Raw genomic sequence first — 21,529 nt, 5'->3', positions numbered from 1 at the left:
GGGGACAACATGCAGGACGATAACGGTATCTCGTTTTTCGGCGCCCTGTGGAATGGACTGATCTGGTTCATTCAGAACATTGCCGAAGCCTTCTATAATTTTGGATATGCGATCACGCATCCGCAGCTGTGGCTGGATTGGTCCGACAAAGAATCCATCATGCGCTTTGTCTACTACGGAGGCTCGGTCGAGTTCTTCTTCGTGGTTTTCACGCTGTTTCTGGTGCTGACAGCCATCGGCCTCTACTACCGAAATGTGATGTGGGGCATGGTGCGCGGGCTGGAGGCCTTCGCCAACACGACCGGGCGGTTCTTTGCCTGGGCGGGCTTGCTGATGGTGATCCAGCAGATCGTTATCGTGTTCATGCAGCGTGTCTTTGCCCGGCCTGATATGTCTTTTGGTCTGGGTATTCCTTTCAATCAGGACATCAGCTGGTTCGCCGAAGAGCTGAAGCTCTATAACGCGATGGTCGTCTGCCTATGCTGCACCTACACCTTTGTGCAGGGCGGGCATGTGCGGGTTGACTTGATCTATGCCGGTATCAGCCACCGCGCCAAGCGCGTCGTTGATATGTGTGGCGCCGTTCTGTTCATGATGCCAATGGCCGTACTGACCTGGATGTATGGCTGGTACTTCATGTGGCGGCATCTGATCGTACCGAAACCCTCGGCCAGTGACACACTGGACAGGCTGGTGGCCAAGTCGCGCGCCCTGCGCTGGAACGTGGAAACCATCGGCTTCAGCCCGAACGGTTTCAACGCGTATTTCCTGTTCAAAATCCTGCTCGTGATCTTTGCGGGCATGGTGTTCCTGCACGCGGTTGCCTTCCTGTGGCGGTCGTATCTGGAATACGTGGAAGGGCCGGAAAGCGCCGGAAAATACCTCGACAAGGATAGCCTTGGTGAGGGTGAAGAAGCCTACGAAGGCGCACATTAAGGACGGAGACCAAGACAATGCTATTCGGACTTGATGGCGTCGAGATAGGCCTCATTATCGTATTCTTTTGCCTTTTCGGAGGCATTCTTTCAGGCTTCCCGGTGGCCTTCGCCATCGGTGGGGCAGGTGTGATCTCCTTCGGGATCATCGCCGCGCTGGACAGCGCCGGACTGCTGATCCACCAGGCGATTGACACTGGCTCACAAGCTTACCGAGACCTGGTGAATTCCGGGGTGAAACCCGATACGGTCTCGGTTTTCCGATACCCGGACTTACCAAGGATAGGCGAGCCGGTCTTCCCCTCAGGTTGGGAAACCGCGCTGGACCGGAACGTTTCCTTCATCGTCAACCGCATGAACGAACGGGTTCTGGCCGGTCAGTCGATTGAAACCCTTCTGGCCGTGTTGATGTTCGTTCTGATGGGAATCACGCTGGAGCGTTCCAAGATCGCCAATGACCTGCTGACAACGATGGCGCGCGTCTTTGGACCGCTGCCCGGTGGTCTGGCCGTGTCTATTGTTGTCGTGGGTGCGTTTCTGGCCGCCTCGACCGGTATCGTTGGTGCGACTGTGGTTACCATGGGCCTGCTGGCGCTGCCGACGATGTTGCGAAACAACTACTCGCCCGAGTTGGCGACAGGTGTGATCGCGGCCTCGGGGACACTTGGGCAAATCATCCCACCCTCGATCGTGATTGTTCTTCTGGGTACGCTGGCGGGTGACCTGTATTCGACGGCGCAGGAAGAGCGTGCGGTCGAGGCGGGCTGTACCGATGCGCTGACCTTTTTGGGGGAACCTGCGGTGGTCTCGGTTGGAACCTTGTTCCAAGCAGCCTTGTTGCCGGGGATTATGCTAGCGCTGCTTTATGCGCTTTATGCCTTTGGTTATGCGCTGCTGAACCCGGACAAGGCTCCGGCTGTTGAGCTGTCGGGTGGCTCTGGTGAGACGATCACCCGTTCTGAGGGTCTGACGTGGCTGCTGGGTGCGCCGGTTGCGATCATCGTCGGTGCGGTGCTTCTGGGCAGCGCAGGAGTGATCGGCAGCCAGAACATCTCGGTCTCGGCCTTCTCGGATGTGGGGCAGGGCGCGTCTTTGCGCACGAATGTCTCGGCTGAGTGTCAGGCCTCGATGATCGAGCTGCATGGCCAATCCGCCTGGGATCAGGCCGTGGCCGAGCAAGAGGCAATCGACGCCGCCGGTGGCGTTGCCAGCGCTGAGCGCCTGAGCGAGGAAGAACTCGCTGCCGCCCGTGACGCCAAGATCGCCAATGCGGCTCCGATCGGAACCGGCGTTTCGATTGTTGTGGTGCTGCTTGCGCTGACCTTGGTTCTGGGTCGTGGCATCGCGCCTTCACGCTCGCCGCAACCTCTGATCGTTGGGGCGATTGGCCTGTTGTTGATGCTGTTGGTGGATATTCTCTTCATCCAGCCAACAACCTCATCCGGGGCGACATTCGTGTTGCTGGCGATTCCCTTCGCCATCGCGATCTACGGCTGTAAGGAGGCTGCCGCGCGTTGTGCCACCAACGATCTGATCCGAGTTGTGTTCCCGCCGCTGGTTCTGATCATCGCGGTGCTGGGTTCGATCCTTGGCGGTGTTACCAATCCGACACCTGCTGCGGCACTGGGTGCCGGTGGTGCGATCATGCTGGCTGCTTACCGCAAGCTGCAGGATCAGGGCCGGTCCGGGAGTGTGATTATCTGGTCGACCTTTGCAGTCATCATCTGTCTGCTGATGGGCGTGAACTTCGATTTGCGGATCAATCAGGGCAATGTCCCGGTTGAGACCTGGATCGCCTTTATCATGGCCTATGCGACTTACCTCTACGCTCTGTTCGGTCTGTTGTTCGGCTGCTGGGTCCTGTTCTCAAGCGGAGTTCTGACGCCGGTGGTGCGCGAGACGGCGAAGGTGACCTCGATGGTGTTTACCATCCTGATCGGGTCGCAGCTGCTGAACCTTGTGGTAATCTCGTTCGGGGGTGAGCACTACATCCAGCAGTTCCTACGCAGCTTTGACAACGAGTTCACGGTCTTCCTGATCGTGATGCTGGTCCTGTTCATTCTGGGCTTCGTGCTGGACTTCCTTGAGATCATCTACATCGTGATCCCGATTGTTGGGCCTGTGATCTATGGCGGGTCGTTCGATCCGAAATGGGTGACCATCATGGTGGCGGTGAACCTGCAGACATCGTTCCTGACGCCACCCTTCGGGTTCGCCTTGTTCTACCTGCGAGGGGTCGCCCCGAAAGAGGTGACGACAGGCCATATTTATCGTGGCGTTGTACCTTTCGTGATCATTCAGGTCGTTGGTATTGCGATCCTATGGTTCTTCCCGACCATTGTGACCATCGTGCCGGATCTGATCCCGAACTGATCACTGAGTGTAGTCCAAATGAAAAAGGGGGCCTGAAGGGCCCTCTTTTGCTTTCTTGCTTGAGTTTTGATGCGAAGCGCTTTCTCGGACTTTGCATGAGTTATCCTCGGCCGGATGAACGGGATCAGGCGAACTGGATGAGGTCCCAACGATTTCCGAAAGGGTCCTGCCATACCGCGACTGTGCCGTAGGGTTCAACACGAGGCTCTTCTTCGAAATGGACACCCTTTGCCCGCATTGCTGCGTGATCGCGTTGGAAGTCATCGGTTTCCAGAAAGAACCCAACACGACCTCCGGTTTGGTTGCCGATAGCGGCCTTTTGTTCGGCCCCGTCGGCTTTGTCCAGCAGAAGGGAGGCCTCGCCCGAACCCGGCGGCGTGACGAGGACCCGGCGTTTCCCGCCTCCCAAATCAATATCTTTGGAAAGGATGAAGTCCAGCGTTGCAGTGTAGAAATTGATCGCAGCATCGTAGTCAGGCACCACAAGGGTGACAGCGTGCAGGCTCTGTTTCATGAAAGGATCAGCCTTTAGTGGGGTGGCGGTCAGGCAGTTGGATGTTTGCCACCTGCTCGGCTATAGGGGCCGAGGCGAGAGGGTGGTGCGAGGCATCTGCGAAAGCCTCGGGGTTGGAGATTTTCTCCCAGCGCCCCCGAACATAGGCCTCTAGCCCGGAAAACTTGGCTTTGTAGCCCATTTTCGGACTGCCCGGGACCCAGTAGCCTAAGTAGATATAGGGCAGGCCGGCCTCACGCGCGATCTCGATATGGTCGAGGATCATGTAGGTGCCCAAAGAGTTCTGCGGCTGGTTTGGGTCGTAGAAGGAATAAACCATGCTGAGGCCGTCATCCAGAACATCGGTCAGACTGACGGCGATCAGGTTTCCGGTCTCGGGGTCGGCATACTCCACAACGCGGCTGCGGATTGGGGTTTCCTCGATCATCGCGGCGAATTCGAAAACGTCCATATCGGCCATGCCGCCATCAGCGTGGCGGGTATCGAGGTAGCGACGGAACAGCTCGTATTGATCATCGGTGGCCCAGGGCGAGGTTGCGCGGCGTTCCAGATAGCCATTGCGTTTGGCCGCGCGTTTCTGGCTTTTGGTCGGGCGGAAGGCCGAGACGTCGATCCGGGCGGAAAGGCACGCAGCGCAATCAGTGCAGGATGGGCGATAGAGGACGTTCTGCGACCGGCGAAACCCTTGTTGGGACAGCGAATTGTTCAACTGATCCGCGCCTGCGCCTTGCAGAGCGGTGAATAGTTTGCGCTCCATCCTGCCCTCAAGGTAAGGGCAGGGCTGGGGGGCCGTCACATAGAATTGTGGCGCAATTGGCAGCGTGTGTCGCATGAAGGTCCCATGTAGCCTCGGACCGGATGATAGCAACGGATTTTTAAGCCGCCAAGTGATTCAAGTGTGTTGCGTTCAGGCCCGCTGGTTGATCATGACTGTGCCAAGGAAGGCATCCGTCAGACCCTGGCAGCGCGCGCTGGTCAGCATCATGATGACAGATACGATCTGAACAACGAAGAACGCCATGCTGATGAAGTATCCGGCCGTATGGGCCACGGCCTTGCCCATATCCATCCGTTCGCCGAATGCGTCGCGCAGTTCGATCCCCATGAACCGCATGCCAAGCGTGGCAGACCCGTTCGAGATCGTGATGACCCGGTAGACAAAGCTGATCACGGCATAGATCAGCGGCAAGAAGAACAGCCCGGCCCCAAGTGTTAGGAAGACGGGGACGATGCACAGAAGTGAGATAAAGGCGATGTCGAACAACCATGCGACAAAACGCTTGGTTGCAACGGACTGGTAGAACTCGGGTTGAGTATCGGGATCGGGCAGATGGTTCATTGTCAGGTTTCCGAAAGGGTAGGTCGTGTTACCCTGTCCCGAATAATCGGGACAGGGCAAGTCAATTCAGGCCGGTTCGCCTTTGCCATCGTCTTCGTAGTTTTCACGTGCGCGTTCATCCATGAACTGGTCGAACTCAGCTTTGTCCTTGGCTTCGCGCAGGCGGCGCAGGAAGGCTTCGAAATCCTGCTGTTCACGTTCCAGACGGGCCAAAGTGTCGGCCTTGTAGGCGTCGAAGGCGCTGTTGCCTGATGGCTTCATTGCACTCATGTGACTGTGCCAGGATTTGCGGCGGCTGCAGGACTTGCTGAACATGCGTTTGCTCCAGATCATATAGGCCAGAAGGGCGAGGCCTACGGGCCAGAAGAAGATGAACCCAAGAACCATGGCGGCGATCCAGGCGCCTTTGCCTTTGTCGTCCATCCAAGCCTCGGCACGATAGAGCCACCCCGGATTTGCGGGTGCGGCGGGTTCGGACAATGCGGTCATGTGGTCTCTCCTGGGGTTGATGTAAATTCCTTTCACATGATCTAGATGGGGAGCGCTTGCGGGGTTGCAAGGGGCCGATGTGAAAAAGATTTACATTTTCGGATTTGGTTGACGACGCAGGCCTCGGGCAGCAGGGTGCGGACATGATGAATGAGAACGCAAATGCGTCAACGCTTGTTGAGATCTTGGAGCTGGAAAAGCAGGTATGGTCTGCTTTGGTGACAGGCGATGCCCATGCTGACAGGGCGCTTCTGAGTGCTGATTTCCTGGGTGTCTACCCCTCGGGTTTTGCAAATCGGGACGACCATGTCGGGCAGTTCGCTGAGGCTCCGACAATGGCGGAATTCAAGTTGAGCGAAGAGCAACTGCGGATTTTGACCCCGGATATCGTATTGCTGTCCTATCGGGCAGACTATGTGCGACCGGGCGCGGAAGAGTGGGAGGCGATGCTCATATCTTCCCTTTGGGAACGTCGGGCGGGGGCCTGGATCAACAGTTTCAGTCAGGACACTCCGCTCGAACAGGAATAATGCGTTTGCCGCATTGACCTTGCCGCCCAGCGGTGCGCAGGGTCCGGGTATGACTGAGAGTTTGACCATCAACCGTCTGCCGCGCGCGTTCGACCAATCCTTGGGCGACGAAACCCGCGCTCTGCTTGCTGACCTGACGGCTGAGCAAGGCGATCTGATCGCCGGAACCGCTGGGTCCAGCCCGTATCTGAAGGGCCTGATCGAGCAAGAGAAGGAGTGGCTGCCGCAGGCCTTGCACCAGCCGGACCACGCTTTGGCAGAGGTGATGGAGGCCGCGCGCGCCTTGGCACCAGATCTGCTCAAGCCGGGATTAAGGCTGGCCAAGCGGCGGATGGCGGTACTAACCGCTTTGGCGGATATTGCAGGTGCTTGGCCGCTGGAAAGGGTCACGGCAGCGCTGACCGAGTTTGGTGCGCTGGCGGCGGATGTGGCCGCAAAGGCCGAGATTGCCGCCTTGATCCGCCGCAAGAAGCTGCCCGGAATGACTGAGGATGATGTCGAAACCGCAGCCGGGATGGTCATTCTCGCGATGGGCAAGATGGGCGCGCATGAGCTGAACTACAGCTCGGATATCGACCTGATCGTTCTGTTTGATGAAACACGCTTTGACCCGGATGACTTCTACGAAGCCCGGCACGGGATGGTGCGGGCCACGCGCAATTTCTGCGCCACGCTCAGTGACAAGACCGCCGACGGCTACGTGTTCCGCACCGATCTGCGCCTGCGGCCCGACCCGGCGGTGACCCCGGTCTGCATGGCGACGGAGGCGGCCGAACGGTACTATGAGAGCCTCGGCCGCACATGGGAGCGGGCAGCCTATATCAAAGCACGCGCCTGTGCGGGTGATTTGGCGGCCGGAGAGCGGTTTCTGGATACGCTGAAACCCTTTGTCTGGCGTCGGCATCTGGACTTTGCCGCCATTCAAGACGCCCATGACATGCGCCTGCGCATACGAGAAAACAAAGGGACGGGCGGTAGCCTCTCGATCCCTGGTCATGATATGAAACTGGGTCAGGGCGGTATTCGCGAGATCGAGTTTTTCACCCAAACCCGGCAGTTGATTGCAGGTGGGCGCGACCCCGATCTGCGCGTGCGCGGCACGGTGCCCGGGCTGGCGGCTCTGGCGCAAAAGGGCTGGGTGCCGGAAGAGGTTGCGGAAAAGCTGACCGATCACTATCGCGCGCATCGCGAGGTCGAACATCGCATTCAGATGATCCACGACGCTCAGACCCATAAGGTCCCTCAATCTGACGATGGGATCGAACGGGTCGCCTGTCTGCTGGCGCTTAGTAGCGGCGATCTGACCAAGGGTCTGACCCGCCGCCTGACCGAAGTGCATGAGCTGACGGAAGGCTTCTTTGCACCGGGTGCAGGGCCCGCGCCGACGCCCACGCCTGAGGTGACGTTCGACCAGAATATCCTCGCCCGCTGGGCCACATATCCGGCCCTAAGGTCCCAGCGCGCGCGGCGCATCTTCGACCGGTTGAAGCCCGAGCTCCTCTCGCGCCTCGCCAAAACCGCGCAACCTGACGAGGCGCTGCTGGCGCTGGATGGGTTTCTGGCAGGCCTGCCTGCGGGTGTTCAGTTGTTCTCGCTCTTTGAGGCCAACCCACATTTGAACGACCTGTTGATCGACATCGTCGGCACCTCTCATGCGCTGGCGTCCCACCTGTCGCGCAACGCTTCCGTTTTTGACGCGGTGATCGGAGGCAGTTTTTTCAGCGATTGGCCCGGTTTGAAGGCTTTGCAGGCCGAGTTGGTCGAAGCTCTGGCGCAGGAAGCCGACTATGAAACGCAACTCGATCTGGCGCGGCGCTGGTGCAAGGAATGGCATTTCCGCATTGGCGTTCACCACCTGCGCGGCCTGATCGATGGGGCGCAGGCCGGTCGGCAATATGCCGAGCTTGCCAAAGCCGTGATCGCCGCGATCCTGCCCTATGTGACCGACGCCTTCGCCCGCAAACACGGCCCGGCACCGGGGCGCGGAGCGGCCATTCTGGGCATGGGGTCGCTGGGGGCAGGGCGGATCAACTCGCAATCCGACCTGGATATTATCGTGATCTACGATCCGCTCGATCAGGACATGTCCGACGGTCCCCGCCCGCTGGCAACGCGCACCTATTACGCTCGGTTCACGCAGGCGCTGATCACGGCGCTTTCGGCTCCGATGTCTCAGGGGCGGCTCTATGAAGTCGACATGCGCCTGCGCCCTTCGGGCAATCAGGGACCGGTGGCGACCAGTTGGGCAAGTTTCACGCACTACCAGCAGGAAGAGGCGTGGGTGTGGGAACATCTTGCCCTGACCCGCGCTCATGTCGTCGCCGGAGACTCGGGCTTGGCTCAGGACATCGAAGCCTTCCGAACCGAGCTGTTGTCGCGACCTCGGGAGGCAGACAAAGTTCTGCGTGAAGTGGCCGAAATGCGGACGCGTCTGGCGGCGGCCAAGGCCCCGGCAGGCGTTTGGGATGCCAAGAACGGCGAGGGCCGGATGATGGATATCGAGTTGATGGCCGAGACCGGAGCGCTGATGGCAGGCCTCGCAAACCGGGATGTAGTGTCTGGCCTCGACGGGGCGGTCGCTGCCGGTTTGTTGGATGTCGCGCAGGCACAAACATTGAAGGACAGCTACGATCTATGCTGGTCGGTACAATGCGCGGCGCGGCTGTTTTCGGGCAAGGTGATTGAAGCGGATAAAATCGGCGAGGGCGGAGCGGCCTTCCTATGCCGCGCCACCGGGTTCGAACAGGTCGAAGCACTGCAATCCGCGTTGCAGGTCAGCTACTCCACCGCCGCCGCGATCATCGGCAGCGTAATCAAAGAGGATGAAGATGGCGCGCAACACTGATCCAAACGACCCCAAGGGCCTGATCCGCGAGGCATATAACATCGAAGGCATCGCCATGCCGGAATGCCGCAGCATCTTTCTGGACTGGGCGCTCAGCCTGCCCGATGGCTTGGACCAGAAACAGGCTCTGGCCGAGCTGCACGCGGCCTATTCCGCACAGGACGCCGATCATCCCATGACTCAAGTGATGAGCGAAGGGTTGCAGGCCGCCCAAGCGCCCAAGCGGCGCGGTGGCTGGCGCTCTCGCCCGCGCTAGGGGGTTTTCCTTCGGGCTGTTCGCGACTATGAGGCGGTCATGACCCAAGCCGCTGACCGCCCCCGTATCCGCCTGAAACCCAAAGCCAATGCGCGCGGGCTGCGCCATGGGTTCCCATGGGTCTATGCCAATGACATCGTCACCGACCGACGCACGCGCAAAATCCCTGCCGGGGCGCTGGCCGTGCTTGAGGATGACAAACGCGCGCCGATCGCTCTGGTCGCGGTGAACCCTGAATCAAAAATCATGTGTCGTGTTCTGGATCGCGATATTGAGGCCGATCTGAATGCGGACTGGTTCGAATCCCGCCTGCAGCGCGCGCTTGAGATGCGTGAACGCCTGTTTGACGCGCCATATTACCGCCTGATCCACGCCGAAGCAGATGGCTTTCCCGGTGTGATCATCGACCGTTTCGGCGATGCCTGCGTGATCCAGCCCAACGCCGCCTGGGCCGAAGCGCATCTGGAGGTGCTGACCGACGCGCTGGTCAAGGTGACCGGCGTGACAACCGTTCTGAAAAACGCCTCGGGCCGGACCCGCGGGTTGGAGGGGTTGGATGATGTCAACCAAACCCTGCGGGGAACCGTGCCTGACGCGCCTCTGCCTGTGCCCATGAACGGCGCGACCTATATGGCCGACCTGACAGGCGGTCAGAAAACCGGCCTCTTCTACGATCAACGTCCCAACCACGCTTTTGCGGCGCGTTTGGTGCATCCCGAAGCTCAGGTGCTGGACGTGTTCAGCCATGTGGGCGGCTTCGGCCTCGCCATGTTGGCAGGTGGGGCCGCACAGGCGCTATCCGTCGATGGCTCTGCCGCCGCTTTGGACCTAGCCACCAAAGGGGCCCAAGCAAGCGGATGTGCTGACCGGTTCCAGACCCGCCAAGGCGACGCTTTCGATGTGCTGACGCAACTGGGCGAAGAGGGCGCAAAGTTCGATGTCGTCATCTGCGACCCGCCTGCCTTCGCGCCTTCGAAACAAGCCCTCGACGCCGGCCTGCGCGCCTATGAACGCATCGCTCGCCTCGCCGCCCCACTTGTCAAACAAGGCGGCTATCTGGGCCTCTGCTCCTGCTCTCACGCGGCCGATCTGGGCCGCTTCCGCGACGCTTCGTCCCGCGGGATCGGACGGGCCGGGCGACAGGCGCAACTGATCCACACCGGCTTTGCCGGACCCGATCATCCGCAATTGCCGCAATTGGCCGAAAGCGGGTACCTCAAAGCCGTATTCTACCGGCTGTGAAGGCGGTACTGGATACCTGCGTCATCTACCCGACGGTGATGCGAGAGATGCTGTTGGGCGCGGCTAATCTGGGCCACTTCACCCCCATCTGGTCCGCGCGTATCCTTGAAGAATGGGCCCGCGCCGCCCGCAAACTGGGCCCCGAAGGCGAAGCACAGGCCCGCGCCGAGATCGCTCTGGCCCAAGCGCAATGGCCTAAAGCCGAACGCAATGTCGCATCGGGTATAGAGCAACGTCTTTGGCTGCCCGACAAGGCCGATATCCACGTTCTGGCAACGGCCATTGAGGCCTCGGCGGATGTCATCGTCACCGTCAACGCCAAGGACTTCCCCAGAAACATCCTGTCCGAAGAAGGCCTTGAGCGCCGCGACCCAGACAGCCTGCTCCACAGCTTCTGGCAAACCGACCCCACAAGTATGACGGAGGCCGCCAACGCGGTTCTGTCCGAAGCCAACCGCCTTTCCGGCGATCAATGGACCCTGCGTGCGCTCATGAAAAAGGCCCGCCTGCCGCGCCTTGGCAAAGCCCTGACCACCTAGGCGGGATCTCTCTTCATCTGGCTAGAAATACCTCGGAGAGCGCGAGAGGCTGGCCTCTCGCTGCGCATCCTCAGCCACGCGCCCAACGCTGCTCCAGAGCTTCCAATGCAGCAATCCGCTCATCCGTCTTTGGATGGCTCATCAGCCACGCAGGCACGATTCCGGCACGCTGCTGCGTCAGGTCTTCCAACTTGTGGAACAGAGATTTCTGCGGCGCGATCCCAATCCCGGCCTTGGTCAGCAAGGCGGCGGCATATTCGTCCGCCTCATACTCATCCTGCCGTGACAAACGCGACGCCAACACGGAGGTCAGCGCATTCGCAATCATGGCTCCGATGAAGGGAATGAACCGGTTCAACACCATGATCAATGCGGTCCGCATTGCGTTCTGGCCTGAGAAATCAATCATCCGCCGTTTCGCATGCCCCAAGGCTACATGACCCAGCTCATGGGCAATCACGCTCGCCATCTCCTCGGCAGAGACCTCACCGTTGCGAAACTTGCGATAAAACCCGCGCGTGATGAATATCCGCCCGTCCGGAGCCGCCAAGCCGTTTACCGGATCAATCTCGTAGATATAGACCGGCACCCGCGCGATATTCAAAGCAGCGGCCAGCCTGTCTGTCATCCGTTTGAGGGCAGGGTCAGCGAGTTCGGTCGACTTCTGATCCAACTCACGATGGGTGCGCCAGATGGAAATCCGGTACATCACAAGGCCATAGGCAATCGCCAGAAGGATCGGAGTTAAGCGAAGCATGACATAGATATGGGCGGCTCACCCAGTCTAGGCAAGCCGCAATTGCAGTTAAGTCCTAGGTCAAAACATGCCCCGAATGCTGAACCTACCTACCCGGCAGAGGAAGCTGCAAGTTGGAATGGAATTCAGAGAGAGACTGTTTCGTTAACGTGGCACCTTTTGAAGCCTCGAAAAAGGCATGTTCTGCCTCCTTCTCCGCGACCAGTGCATCCACTCTCAAGTCCCTGACATCCGCGCGCAGGTCCTCACGCGCTTCTTCATAGGTTTCGGCGTCACGCAGTTCATCCTCAAGCGCGTTCAGGTCGTCCTCGTAATTGGGGTCCGAGGGATCAAGCGCGGCAATGTCGTCCGCAATGTCGTCGCTGCTACGGCCGTCATAGCTTTCGTTCAGATCCCGCAACTCGCGCCGTGCGTCATAGAGATCCCCACGCAGGTCATAGTAGGTTTCCGCAGCAGCCTGATAGGTCGCGATCTTGCCGACATTGCTGTTGGGAGACGCGTTACGAAACGCCGGAGCCGCCGCTTTCGATGCGTTCAGATTGCGCAGCTTGTCCGAGCCATAGGGGTCGGTAATCGCAGCCACAAGCGGATCGCGGTAATAGCGATACCGATCCTTCTTTTGATGCGAATAGGTGTCATAAAGATCCCGCTTATCATCCCACTGTTCGTAGGTCGCATCGTCTTTGGTGTATCTGTAACGATCAGGATCGTAGGGCACGGGCTGGATTGTTACTCCATCCTTGTAGCGATGCCGCGGCTGCGGCAGATCTAGGTAGCCGTGGAACTGAGACAAAGTGCCTTTGGTCACCGTCCGGCCTTTGGACGCGTCGAAGAAGGCGGTTTCTGCGTCTTGCAGGGCGTCGCGCGTTTCGTGGCGCAAATCCCTTACATCTGCGCGCAGGTCGTCACGTGCCTCTTCATAGGTTTCTGCGTCGCGCAGTTCGTCTTCAAGCGCGTTCAGGTCGTCTTGGTAGTTGGGGTCTGAAGGATCAAGCGCGGCGATGTCGTCGGCAATGTCGTCGCTGCTACGGCCGTCATAGCTTTCGTTCAGGTCACGCAACTCGCGCCGTGCGTCATAGAGATCTCCGCGCAGGTCATAGTAGGTTTCCGCAGCGGCCTGATAGGTCGCGATCTTGCCGACATTGCTGTTGGGAGACGCGTTGCGAAACGCCGGAGCCGCCGCTTTCGATGCGTTCAGGTTGCGCAACTTGTCCGAGCCATATGGGTCGGTAATCGCAGCCACAAGCGGATCGCGGTATCTACGCTTGTCCGGGTTTTGTTCGTCGTATCGCTTGGTGCGATAGTCCGAGCGAGCAACTGGTCGCGGGGAGTATTCGACCGGAGCAATGGACGCTTTGCGGTAGGCTTTGTTTACGCGTTTTCCGCTGGCTTTGGGTTTCACGCGTGAGCGTTTGCCGAACAGTTCTTCCACATCGCGTTTGAACTCTCGCCCAACGTTCGCGAGGGTTGTTTTCTGAACTTTGCCGCTTCGTGACTTGTTGTTGGAAGGTTTTTGGGACTTCGCTTTCTGCTTGTTGCCAGTTCCGAATATGTTGCGAGAGCGTTGAGTTGTGGACTTGGCTTTTTGCTTTTTGCCATTTCCAAATAGGTTGCCAGAGCGTTGGGTTTTGGACTTCGCTTTCTGCTTGTTGCTACTTCCGAATAGGTTTCGAGAACTCTGGGTTTTGGATTTGGCTTTTCCATGATCCTTACCGGCACTTTTTGCGCCGTTGCTTTTACCAGATTTTCCCTTTTCGCCGCTCTTGCCTCCGTCTTTTCCTCCCTTGCCGGAATTCCCCTTGCCACCTCCGTTGCCCCTTCCGTTCCCCTTGCCTTTGCCGTTGCCTTTATCGTTTTTTGCGTAAGCCGCATCCGGCGCAAAGGCAAAAGTCGCAACGGCTCCGGACGCCAGCACCAATGCAGAAACGGTCAAAAAAGATGTCAGGTAGTTGCGAAGTTTAGATTTGGTCATCTCAGCCCCCCAGCGTCGATCCATTTGGTTTATACCACGAATCTCAAAAATGCGGGGAATATTGCTTCGATTGTTTCCTCTGAAGCTATTTCGAGGGCAAAATCTAAGACTTTGTCTTGTTTTTAGCAGCGTTGATCTACTTCGGCGCGCAGTGACGCCTAGCGAGTCAACTCGCGCATGCCTTGTTCCAACCCGGCTAGTGTCATTGGCACCATGCGGTCCTCGAAAATCTCTTGGATCATGCCGATGGAGTGAGTGTAGCCCCAGTATTTCTCGGGCACCGGGTTAATCCACAGGTTTGACGTCCACTGCTCGCGCGCGCGCTGCAGCCAGACTTGGCCTGCTTCTTGGTTCCAGTGCTCGTTGGCGCCGCCGGGGTAGGCGATCTCGTAGGGGCTCATCGAGGCGTCGCCGACAAAGATGCATTTGTAGTCGCCGCCGTAGGTGCGCAGCACCTCGTGGGTGGGGATCTGTTGGTCCCAACGGCGGCGATTGTCGCGCCAGACGCCTTCATAGAGGCAATTGTGGAAGTAGTAGTATTCCAAATGCTTGAACTCGGTCCGCGCGGCCGAGAACAGCTCTTCAACCACCTTGATATGCGGGTCCATGGAACCACCGACGTCCAGAAACAGCAGGACCTTGACCGCGTTATGCCGCTCGGGGCGGGTTTTGACGTCGAGATAGCCGTTTTCGGCAGTGGCGCGGATGGTGCCGTCCAGGTCCAGCTCCTCCGCCGCGCCCTCGCGGGCCCAGCGGCGCAGACGCTTCAAGGCGACCTTGATGTTGCGCGTTCCCAGTTCAACAGTGTCGTCTAAGTTCTTGAATTCGCGCTTGTCCCAGACTTTCACCGCGCGCTGGTGACGGCTTTCCTTCTGGCCGATCCGCACGCCTTCGGGGTTGTAGCCATAGGCCCCGAACGGAGAGGTCCCCGCCGTGCCGATCCACTTGTTCCCCCCCTGGTGACGGCCTTGCTGCTCTTTCAGGCGTTCGCGCAAAGTGTCCATCAGCTTGTCGAAGCCGCCAAGGGCTTCGATCTCGGCCTTTTCTTCTTCCGAGAGGTGTTTTTCTGCCATCTTGGCCAGCCAGTCCGCAGGGATGTCGACCGCCTCCAGCACCTGATCGAAACTGATCTCACCCAGCCCCTCAAAACTGGCGGCAAAAGCGCGGTCGAACTTGTCGATATTGCGCTCATCCTTCACCATCGAGACTCGTGCGAGGTAGTAGAACGCCTCGACATCATAGGTGGCCAGGCCCTTTTTCATACCCTCCAGAAAGGTCAGATATTCCCGCAGTGAGACCGGGATGCCTGCTTTTCTGAGGTTTTCGAAAAAGGGCAGGAACATGGGCTACACCAAGAACCGCACAAGGATCAGCGACAGGATCAGGCCCAAAAGCGCAAAAGCTATGCCGTAACCGGCCGCGTATTGCGCCATGTCGGCCCGGTTGCCGTTGCGCTTGCGCGCGGCCATTACGCCCAGGATCGCACCCAAAACAGCCATTCCCACTACTACGAGCATTCGTCTGTCATCCACCTGTATTGTTTCTCGACGTTCCAGCGTCGCCCTCTGCCAGAGACCGGGCCACCAGATCCGAGCCAAACCCGTATCGCGCCCATCCGATACTGTCCAGCCTGACCGCACGTGCCTGCTGCTCCTGTCCGGCTTGTTTCAGGGCCTCGGATTTCAGCAGTAGCAACGTCGCCAGAAGCGAGGCGTTCTCTGCCCTTGTTATAACGTCAATTGCGGAGTTCAGTTCGGGCAGGATTTCGGGCCCTCTGTCCTGCGCCAGTGCAAAAGAGGCGGTTTGGGCCGTGACATGCGCGCGGTGAACCTCGGTTCCGGGGGTGGCGTTCAGGAACTGCAGCGCGATTTGGTAGTTCTGCAAGGCGGCGGCGGGGTCGCGGAATTGGATCATGCGGCCCATCAGGTAGTGCGGATAGGCTCGGCGGTGGTCGGTCCAGCCCTGTCGCCGTCCGATTTCGGCCGCGCGTTTAGCGGCGCGCAGCTGTCGGGGGGATCCGGGACCGGGGCCGAGGGCTTTATTAATCGCGTCGACCCATTCGCGCGGGGTTTCGGTCAGCGGTTGCACCGGCAGCCGGTCGCCGCGCGGGTTGAGGCGGCTGAGCAGGCCGGGGATCACGGCCTCGACCTGTTCACGGGTCATGCCCGAGCGCAGTTCAGGAGAGTAGGCCGCCCGCAGGATCAGCATGTCGAACCCGGTCAAAACGGTGTGAATGTTGTCGTCGTTGAACACGGAATCTGGCAAATGATACAGGTCGTTGAGCGGCCCCAGCGCCTGCGCCAGTTCCTCATGCAAGCAATCGCGGATTTCTTGCGGGCTAACATCTGCAGGGATGAAAATGCCCAGACGCTCGCGCCGTTGCAACTCGGTCCAGCTGCTCTTGGGCTTGCGGCGGTCGCGGCGGTATTCCTCGAGGCTCGATGAATTGGGGACCACGAAGCAGGCAGCATTGGGCAGGATGCGTTGGATGTCGCGCTGGGTGACGGCCTCAATGGTGATGTTGGCCTGACCTTCGGGAATTTGCCGGATGTCGATCCTGGCCTCGCGCCGAATGCGGTTCAACAGGCTGGTCAGGTCGCGCTGCATGCTGGCCGTGGGCGTGCCCGTCAGGCGCACGGTGACGGGTGTTTCGAACCGGGTGAAAACCGGCAGCTCAACGCCGCTTTCCAACGCAAAATGCAAGTCCAGGAAATCGGCAGCAATGTTGGTATTGGACCGCGCAGGGGGCGTTGGCCGCGACGCCGAGAACGACTTTGTGGGGGGCAGGGATTGCTCAACGACCTTGACGTTGTCCGGCAATTCGATCCGTTCGACCGTTGTACAGGCTGACAGCGCCAACACTGCAACGAAGGCGACAAACCGCTTCATGCGCGATTGTACTTTATGAACGGCGTCAGGGTGCCAATCCGATCATAGAGCTGGCGTGCGGTGTGATTGAACTCCTGCGTGAGCCAATAGACTGCCGGAGCTCCTTGGCGATCGGCCTCATCATAGACCGCCTGAATCAGGGCGCGCCCGACGCCGGTTCCACGCGCCTCGGGGCGGGCGAACAGGTCCTGCAAATAGCAGACATTCTCGACTTTCCACCCATGACGGTGAAACAGGAAATGCGTCAATCCGACCAGCTTGCCGTCCTGTTCTGCAACAAAGCCCGAGAAATCCTGCGGGTCATCGCCCAGCAGACGTTCGAATGTCGTCTCGTAGATTGTGTCGGGCAGGGTGGTTTCATAGAACGCAAGATAGTCACGCCACATCTCGGCCCATTGGGCCTTGTCCTCGGCGGTCAGTGGGCGGATTTTGAGGTCTTTGGCCAAGCGATGCGTCCTGCTTATTTGGTTTGTGGGATGCTGACACCCGGACCGCCAAGAAGCAAGCCGCGCTCACATCCTGTTCAACGTCGACTGCGTGCCATGAAGGCCAATCGCTCAAACAAATGCACGTCTTGTTCATTTTTCAGCAGCGCGCCGTGCAGTTTGGGCAGCGCGTTGGCCCCGTCTCGTTTGAGGTCTTCGGCGCTCAGATCCTCGGCTAGCAGCAGTTTCAACCAGTCCAGAACCTCGGAGGTTGAAGGTTTCTTCTTCAAGCCTTGCGTGTCCCGGATCTCGTAGAATTGCGTCAGAGCGGTGGTCAGCAGGGCATCCTTAATACCGGGATGATGGACTTCGACAATGCGGCGCATCGTGGCTTCATCCGGGAAGCGGATATAGTGAAAAAAGCAACGGCGCAGGAAGGCGTCGGGCAGCTCTTTTTCGTTGTTTGAAGTGATGATCACGATCGGGCGGTTCTTTGCCTTGATCGTGTCGCCGGTCTCGTAGACGTGGAACTCCATCTTGTCGAGTTCCTGCAGAAGGTCATTGGGAAACTCGATATCCGCCTTGTCGATCTCATCAATCAGCAGAACGACTTTTTCGTCGGCCTCAAACGCTTGCCAGAGCTTGCCCTTGCGGATGTAGTTCGAGACGTCATGCACACGCTCTTCGCCCAGCTGGCTGTCCCGCAACCGGCTGACGGCGTCGTATTCGTAAAGTCCCTGCTGCGCGCGCGTGGTGGATTTCACATTCCACTCGATCATGCGCAGACCCAACGCGCCGGCGACCTGTTTTGCCAATTCGGTCTTGCCAGTGCCGGGTTCCCCTTTGACCAGCAAGGGGCGCTCCAGCGTGACGGCGGCGTTCACGGCGATGGTCAGATCTTCGGTGGCGACATATTCGGCTGTGCCTTGAAAACGTGCGGTCATCGGGTCCTCTTGCTGTTTCCGGCGAAACTGTGGTGTCCGGGTTACAGAGCGATGGGGAATTTGACAAGCCGGGCCGCTGCGTCGGTGAATCAAATTTACCTGCGACTCCAACCGCTTTTGCATGATTCGCAGGCAGGTGCCTTTCTCGAGGGTTGAACAATGCCCTGAAATTGCCTGTCGATTTTCACAGAAAAACAAGGATTTGTTGTTTTAAGTCTCATATTTAGATGAAGGCTTGCGACGGGGCGTCGGTTCTACGTTTGTGTAGTGACATTCCAGTGCCCGTCGGCTAAACGCTGCGCAGAAGGGAGAGCCAAATGTCTGGTGAAGCAACCGTGACCGACGTTACAGGCCATACCGAGGGAGCAAATATGAAGCAGGAAGTTTTTCTGCCGGAGGACTACCGTCCGGCCGAAGATGAGCCTTTCATGAATGATCTGCAGCTTGAGTATTTTCGCCGCAAGCTGCTGGACTGGAAGACAGAACTACTCGCAGGCAGCCGCGACACGATCGAAGGGCTGCAGGACAACACCCGCAACATTCCGGACGTCGCCGACCGCGCCAGTGAGGAAACCGACCGCGCGCTGGAACTGCGCACACGGGATCGTCAGCGCAAACTGGTGGCGAAGATCGACTCGGCCCTGCGCCGGATCGACGAAGGCGAATACGGGTATTGCGAAAAAACAGGCGACCCGATCTCGCTGAAGCGCCTGGATGCGCGCCCGATTGCGACCATGACACTCGAGGCACAGGAACGGCACGAGCGTCGCGAAAAGGTCCACCGCGACGATTGATCGTCCTGATAAAGTGAATAATTCAAACGCCGGGGCCTGTCGCTCCGGCGTTTTTGCGTTAAGGCAAGGCCATGAAGATCAACGGTTTGAAGTTTTGCGTGGTGGGCGGCGGCATTGGCGGCCTTGCGGCGGCGTTGGCCCTGCGCCAGCGCGGGGCGCAGGTGACCGTGTTAGAGCAGGCCCCAGCGCTGACCGAGGTTGGAGCAGGCCTTCAGATCAGCGCCAACGGGATGTGCGTTCTGCGCGCCTTAGGGGTTGCGGGGGATCAGCCCAAGGCCGCGCAATTCTCGCACGGAACTGTTTTGCGCGACTATCGCAAGGGCCGGGTGATCAGTCGTATTCCAGCCCCGGCGGCGGGCCCGACATTCTACTATTACCGCGCCGATCTTCTAGAGCTGTTGCGACGGGCGTCTGAGGATGTAGGTGTCGACATACGCCTTGGTGCGCGAGTGCAGACGGTTCGCAAACACCCGTCCGAGGCCGAGATTGTGCTGGATGATGGACAGCGCCTTCGCGCCGAATGTGTCATTGCAGCAGATGGCGGACGCAGCACCCTTCGCCCGATCCTGAATGGCCCCGAGGCTCCTGCCTTTACCCACCAGATTGCCTGGCGCGCCACGGTGCTTTGGGAGGACCGGGTTGAGAGACCGCAAGCTTCACTGACTATGGGGCCGGGGCGGCACGTCGTCACTTATCCGCTGCGCGACCAACGCCTGATGAACATCGTCGCGATTGAAGAACGCTCGGACTGGCAGCAAGAAGGCTGGCGCGTTAAGGGCGATCCCGACGACTTGCGCGCGCGGTTTGCCGATTTTGGCGGACCGGTAAGGGACATACTGACAAAAGTCGAAGAAACGCATCTTTGGGCGCTGTACCTGCGTCCGGTGGCCGAGAGATGGCAGAACGGACGCTTGGCTCTGTTGGGCGATGCGGCACATCCGACGTTGCCCTTCATGGCACAGGGGGCATGTCTAGCGCTTGAGGATGCCTGGGTTCTGGCACGCTCTTTCGACAGCCAATCGGGTGTGAGGCAAGCTCTTGCAGCCTACGAATCCGCGCGCCAGCGCCGCGCGCAACATGTGGTCGCTGCTGCATCCGCTAACGCGCGCAACTTCCATCTGCGGGGTCCGATGCGTCTGGCCGCGCAAGCGGTTCTGGCAGCGATTGGTCCGCGCCTGACGCGAAAATACGACTGGATTTACAACTACGACCTGACCGTCTGATCTCAGATGTCCAGATCGACCCAAACCGGCACGTGGTCCGAGGGTTTTTCGTGCCCACGCACTTCTTTGTCGATCTGACAGTCCCGCATCAAATCTGCGGCCTGCGGGGTCAGTAGAAAATGGTCGATGCGAATGCCGTCATCCTTGTTCCACGCTCCGGCCTGATAGTCCCAGAAAGAATAGTGGCCCGCACCTTGCACGCGGGCACGGAAAGCTTCGGTGAAGCCAAGGTTCAGGATCTTGCGGAACGCAGCCCGGCTTTCGGGCCGGAACAAGGCGTCCTCGCGCCATGCATCGGGGCGTTTTGCATCTTCTGCTTGGGGAATGATGTTGTAGTCGCCCGCAATTAACGCAGGCTCTTCGCTGGCCAACAGGGCACGGGCGCGATCGTACAGACGCTCCATCCACGCCAGTTTGTAGTCGTATTTTGGCCCGGGCGTTGGGTTTCCGTTCGGTAGATAAAGGCCACAGACCCGCAGCGCCTGCTTGCCGACAACAGTTGCTTCGATCCAACGCGCTTGTTCATCTTCATCGTCACCGGGCAAACCGCGCGTCACATCCTCCAAAGGTAGCTTCGAGAGGATTGCGACGCCGTTAAAGCTCTTCTGACCATGTGTCTCGACATTGTACCCGCGCTCTTCGAAAATTTCGCGGGGGAAGTTCTCGTCGATGGATTTGATTTCCTGCAAAAGAACCACGTCTGGCTGGGCATCATCTAGCCAACGTGGCAAGGCTTCGGCCCGCGCTTTTATGCCATTGATGTTGAACGTGGCGATTTTCATGCGCGATCCTCCGAAGCTGTTTGCAACCTATCGCCCAGAATGATCGCAGCGGCAAGGTGGTGGACGGGGTTGCGAGGCTCTGCCTCGCGCTCCGAGGTATTTTTGGCCAGATGAAGAAGCGGATCCTTAACCAATTTGGTTGTAGAAAAGAGATGCGGTACAAGCGGAGGCGCCGATGACCGCGCCAGGTGAAGCTCTCCGGCGTTCAGGTCGGAGAGTGGATCCCCGCTTCATCTGGCTGAAAATACCTTGGGGGTGTGGGGGCAAAGCCCCCACGTGGCTTACATGGAAAACGATGTTCCGCATCCGCAAGAAGACGTCGCGTTTGGGTTTTCGATCACGAACCGCGCGCCGATAAGTTCCTGGGTAAAATCAATGACTGCATTTTCCAGAAAGGGCAGGGAGATCGAGTCGACAATCACCTTTTGGCCTTTGCCTTCCAGCACAAGGTCGTCCTCTTTCGGTTCGTCCAGCGCGATTTCGTATTGAAAACCGGAACATCCGCCGCCTTCAACGGCGACTCGAAGGGCCTGACCCTGATTGGCAGCACCGATTTCAGCAAGGCGCTCAAATGCTCGTTCTGTGACTGTCGGAGGCAGATTCATGCCAGACTCCAAAGGTTTATTTCCCAACCAACGTACAATATATGAAACCTATCGACAGGCGACAAGGACCAGACTT

Annotated in this window: 23 protein-coding genes; 9 read left to right on the top strand and 14 right to left on the bottom strand. The window is 58.9% G+C overall.

The window, feature by feature from the left end; genetic code table 11:
* Nucleotides 1-9 precede the first annotated feature (9 nt).
* Together ACR3FB_RS09970 and ACR3FB_RS09965 are read left to right on the top strand one after the other, a co-directional pair.
* Nucleotides 10-936 carry a TRAP transporter small permease subunit gene (locus tag ACR3FB_RS09970; RefSeq protein WP_170466343.1) on the top strand — a complete coding sequence of 309 codons (927 nt, stop codon included), beginning with the start codon at nucleotides 10-12 and terminating at the stop codon, nucleotides 934-936.
* A gap of 17 nt (nucleotides 937-953) precedes the next feature.
* Nucleotides 954-3,308, top strand: coding sequence for a TRAP transporter large permease subunit (locus ACR3FB_RS09965; protein ID WP_170639624.1), 2,355 nt, complete (start codon nucleotides 954-956; stop codon nucleotides 3,306-3,308).
* A 124-nt stretch (nucleotides 3,309-3,432) separates the two neighbouring features.
* Here the strand turns inward: ACR3FB_RS09965 and ACR3FB_RS09960 are convergent, their stop codons facing one another.
* The 4 genes from ACR3FB_RS09960 to ACR3FB_RS09945 form a co-directional block, all read right to left on the bottom strand.
* On the bottom strand, nucleotides 3,433-3,822 hold the full coding sequence (locus ACR3FB_RS09960; protein WP_480564157.1) for a VOC family protein: 390 nt from the start codon (nucleotides 3,820-3,822) through the stop codon (nucleotides 3,433-3,435).
* 7 nt (nucleotides 3,823-3,829) lie between these two features.
* Complete coding sequence (locus ACR3FB_RS09955; protein WP_170676309.1) at nucleotides 3,830-4,654, bottom strand: arginyltransferase; 825 nt, start codon at nucleotides 4,652-4,654, stop codon at nucleotides 3,830-3,832.
* A 75-nt stretch (nucleotides 4,655-4,729) separates the two neighbouring features.
* Nucleotides 4,730-5,161 carry an RDD family protein gene (locus ACR3FB_RS09950; RefSeq protein WP_170482976.1) on the bottom strand — a complete coding sequence of 144 codons (432 nt, stop codon included), beginning with the start codon at nucleotides 5,159-5,161 and terminating at the stop codon, nucleotides 4,730-4,732.
* Between the two features lie 66 nt (nucleotides 5,162-5,227).
* Entirely contained in the window at nucleotides 5,228-5,650 is a 423-nt protein-coding gene (locus tag ACR3FB_RS09945) for a DUF2852 domain-containing protein (RefSeq protein ID WP_480564160.1), read from the bottom strand.
* A 143-nt stretch (nucleotides 5,651-5,793) separates the two neighbouring features.
* Here ACR3FB_RS09945 and ACR3FB_RS09940 point away from each other — a divergent pair, with 143 nt between their 5' ends.
* The 5 genes from ACR3FB_RS09940 to ACR3FB_RS09920 are packed head-to-tail and all read left to right on the top strand — an operon-like array spanning nucleotide 5,794 to nucleotide 11,062.
* A complete protein-coding gene (locus tag ACR3FB_RS09940) occupies nucleotides 5,794-6,180 on the top strand; it encodes a DUF4440 domain-containing protein (RefSeq protein WP_480564163.1) in 387 nt (128 codons plus the stop codon).
* Nucleotides 6,181-6,229: 49 nt separating this feature from the next.
* On the top strand, nucleotides 6,230-9,025 hold the full coding sequence (locus ACR3FB_RS09935) for a [protein-PII] uridylyltransferase family protein (RefSeq protein ID WP_480564166.1): 2,796 nt from the start codon (nucleotides 6,230-6,232) through the stop codon (nucleotides 9,023-9,025).
* Nucleotides 9,009-9,281: a hypothetical protein gene (locus ACR3FB_RS09930; protein WP_480564169.1), complete on the top strand. Its 273-nt coding sequence runs from the start codon at nucleotides 9,009-9,011 to the stop codon at nucleotides 9,279-9,281. The genes ACR3FB_RS09935 and ACR3FB_RS09930 overlap by 17 nt, the downstream gene beginning before the upstream one ends.
* 39 nt (nucleotides 9,282-9,320) lie before the next feature.
* Nucleotides 9,321-10,523 (top strand): RSP_2647 family RNA methyltransferase, encoded by a 1,203-nt coding sequence (locus ACR3FB_RS09925; protein WP_480564172.1) that lies wholly within the window; start codon nucleotides 9,321-9,323, stop codon nucleotides 10,521-10,523.
* Nucleotides 10,520-11,062: an RSP_2648 family PIN domain-containing protein gene (locus ACR3FB_RS09920; RefSeq protein WP_480564175.1), complete on the top strand. Its 543-nt coding sequence runs from the start codon at nucleotides 10,520-10,522 to the stop codon at nucleotides 11,060-11,062. Before ACR3FB_RS09925 ends, ACR3FB_RS09920 begins: the two co-directional genes overlap by 4 nt.
* A gap of 70 nt (nucleotides 11,063-11,132) precedes the next feature.
* Here the strand turns inward: ACR3FB_RS09920 and ACR3FB_RS09915 are convergent, their stop codons facing one another.
* From ACR3FB_RS09915 to ACR3FB_RS09880, 8 genes are all read right to left on the bottom strand, one after another.
* Complete coding sequence (locus tag ACR3FB_RS09915) at nucleotides 11,133-11,819, bottom strand: M48 family metallopeptidase (RefSeq protein ID WP_480564177.1); 687 nt, start codon at nucleotides 11,817-11,819, stop codon at nucleotides 11,133-11,135.
* Between the two features lie 85 nt (nucleotides 11,820-11,904).
* Nucleotides 11,905-13,251, bottom strand: coding sequence for a hypothetical protein (locus ACR3FB_RS09910; protein WP_480564180.1), 1,347 nt, complete (start codon nucleotides 13,249-13,251; stop codon nucleotides 11,905-11,907).
* Complete coding sequence (locus ACR3FB_RS09905) at nucleotides 13,218-13,625, bottom strand: hypothetical protein (RefSeq protein WP_480565599.1); 408 nt, start codon at nucleotides 13,623-13,625, stop codon at nucleotides 13,218-13,220. The genes ACR3FB_RS09910 and ACR3FB_RS09905 overlap by 34 nt, the downstream gene beginning before the upstream one ends.
* A gap of 324 nt (nucleotides 13,626-13,949) precedes the next feature.
* Nucleotides 13,950-15,134 carry a vWA domain-containing protein gene (locus ACR3FB_RS09900; RefSeq protein ID WP_480564185.1) on the bottom strand — a complete coding sequence of 395 codons (1,185 nt, stop codon included), beginning with the start codon at nucleotides 15,132-15,134 and terminating at the stop codon, nucleotides 13,950-13,952.
* Nucleotides 15,135-15,137: 3 nt separating this feature from the next.
* Complete coding sequence (locus ACR3FB_RS09895) at nucleotides 15,138-15,308, bottom strand: hypothetical protein (RefSeq protein ID WP_170373958.1); 171 nt, start codon at nucleotides 15,306-15,308, stop codon at nucleotides 15,138-15,140.
* Between the two features lie 7 nt (nucleotides 15,309-15,315).
* The gene (locus ACR3FB_RS09890; protein ID WP_480564188.1) at nucleotides 15,316-16,680 is read right to left on the bottom strand and encodes a DUF2927 domain-containing protein; all 1,365 of its coding nucleotides are present in this window, start codon (nucleotides 16,678-16,680) and stop codon (nucleotides 15,316-15,318) included.
* Nucleotides 16,677-17,126, bottom strand: a complete 450-nt coding sequence (locus ACR3FB_RS09885) for an N-acetyltransferase family protein (RefSeq protein ID WP_480564190.1) — start codon at nucleotides 17,124-17,126, stop codon at nucleotides 16,677-16,679. Before ACR3FB_RS09885 ends, ACR3FB_RS09890 begins: the two co-directional genes overlap by 4 nt.
* A gap of 77 nt (nucleotides 17,127-17,203) precedes the next feature.
* Nucleotides 17,204-18,049 carry an AAA family ATPase gene (locus ACR3FB_RS09880; RefSeq protein WP_480564193.1) on the bottom strand — a complete coding sequence of 282 codons (846 nt, stop codon included), beginning with the start codon at nucleotides 18,047-18,049 and terminating at the stop codon, nucleotides 17,204-17,206.
* A 371-nt stretch (nucleotides 18,050-18,420) separates the two neighbouring features.
* Between ACR3FB_RS09880 and dksA the strand changes: the two genes are divergently transcribed.
* Nucleotides 18,421-18,843, top strand: a complete 423-nt coding sequence (gene dksA, locus ACR3FB_RS09875) for an RNA polymerase-binding protein DksA (RefSeq protein ID WP_170374347.1) — start codon at nucleotides 18,421-18,423, stop codon at nucleotides 18,841-18,843.
* Nucleotides 18,844-18,914: 71 nt separating this feature from the next.
* Nucleotides 18,915-20,066: an FAD-dependent oxidoreductase gene (locus ACR3FB_RS09870; RefSeq protein WP_480564195.1), complete on the top strand. Its 1,152-nt coding sequence runs from the start codon at nucleotides 18,915-18,917 to the stop codon at nucleotides 20,064-20,066.
* Nucleotides 20,067-20,068: 2 nt separating this feature from the next.
* On the opposite strand, the gene xth is transcribed toward ACR3FB_RS09870, so the two are convergent.
* Together xth and ACR3FB_RS09860 are read right to left on the bottom strand one after the other, a co-directional pair.
* Nucleotides 20,069-20,848, bottom strand: a complete 780-nt coding sequence (xth, locus tag ACR3FB_RS09865; protein ID WP_480538172.1) for an exodeoxyribonuclease III — start codon at nucleotides 20,846-20,848, stop codon at nucleotides 20,069-20,071.
* A gap of 281 nt (nucleotides 20,849-21,129) precedes the next feature.
* Nucleotides 21,130-21,453, bottom strand: a complete 324-nt coding sequence (locus tag ACR3FB_RS09860) for a HesB/IscA family protein (protein ID WP_170373953.1) — start codon at nucleotides 21,451-21,453, stop codon at nucleotides 21,130-21,132.
* Nucleotides 21,454-21,529: the final 76 nt, after the last annotated feature.

Source organism: Ruegeria sp. AO1 (assembly GCF_056535985.1).
Note: the sequence above shows the minus strand (reverse complement) of the source record. Positions and strands in the feature narration are given on the sequence as shown.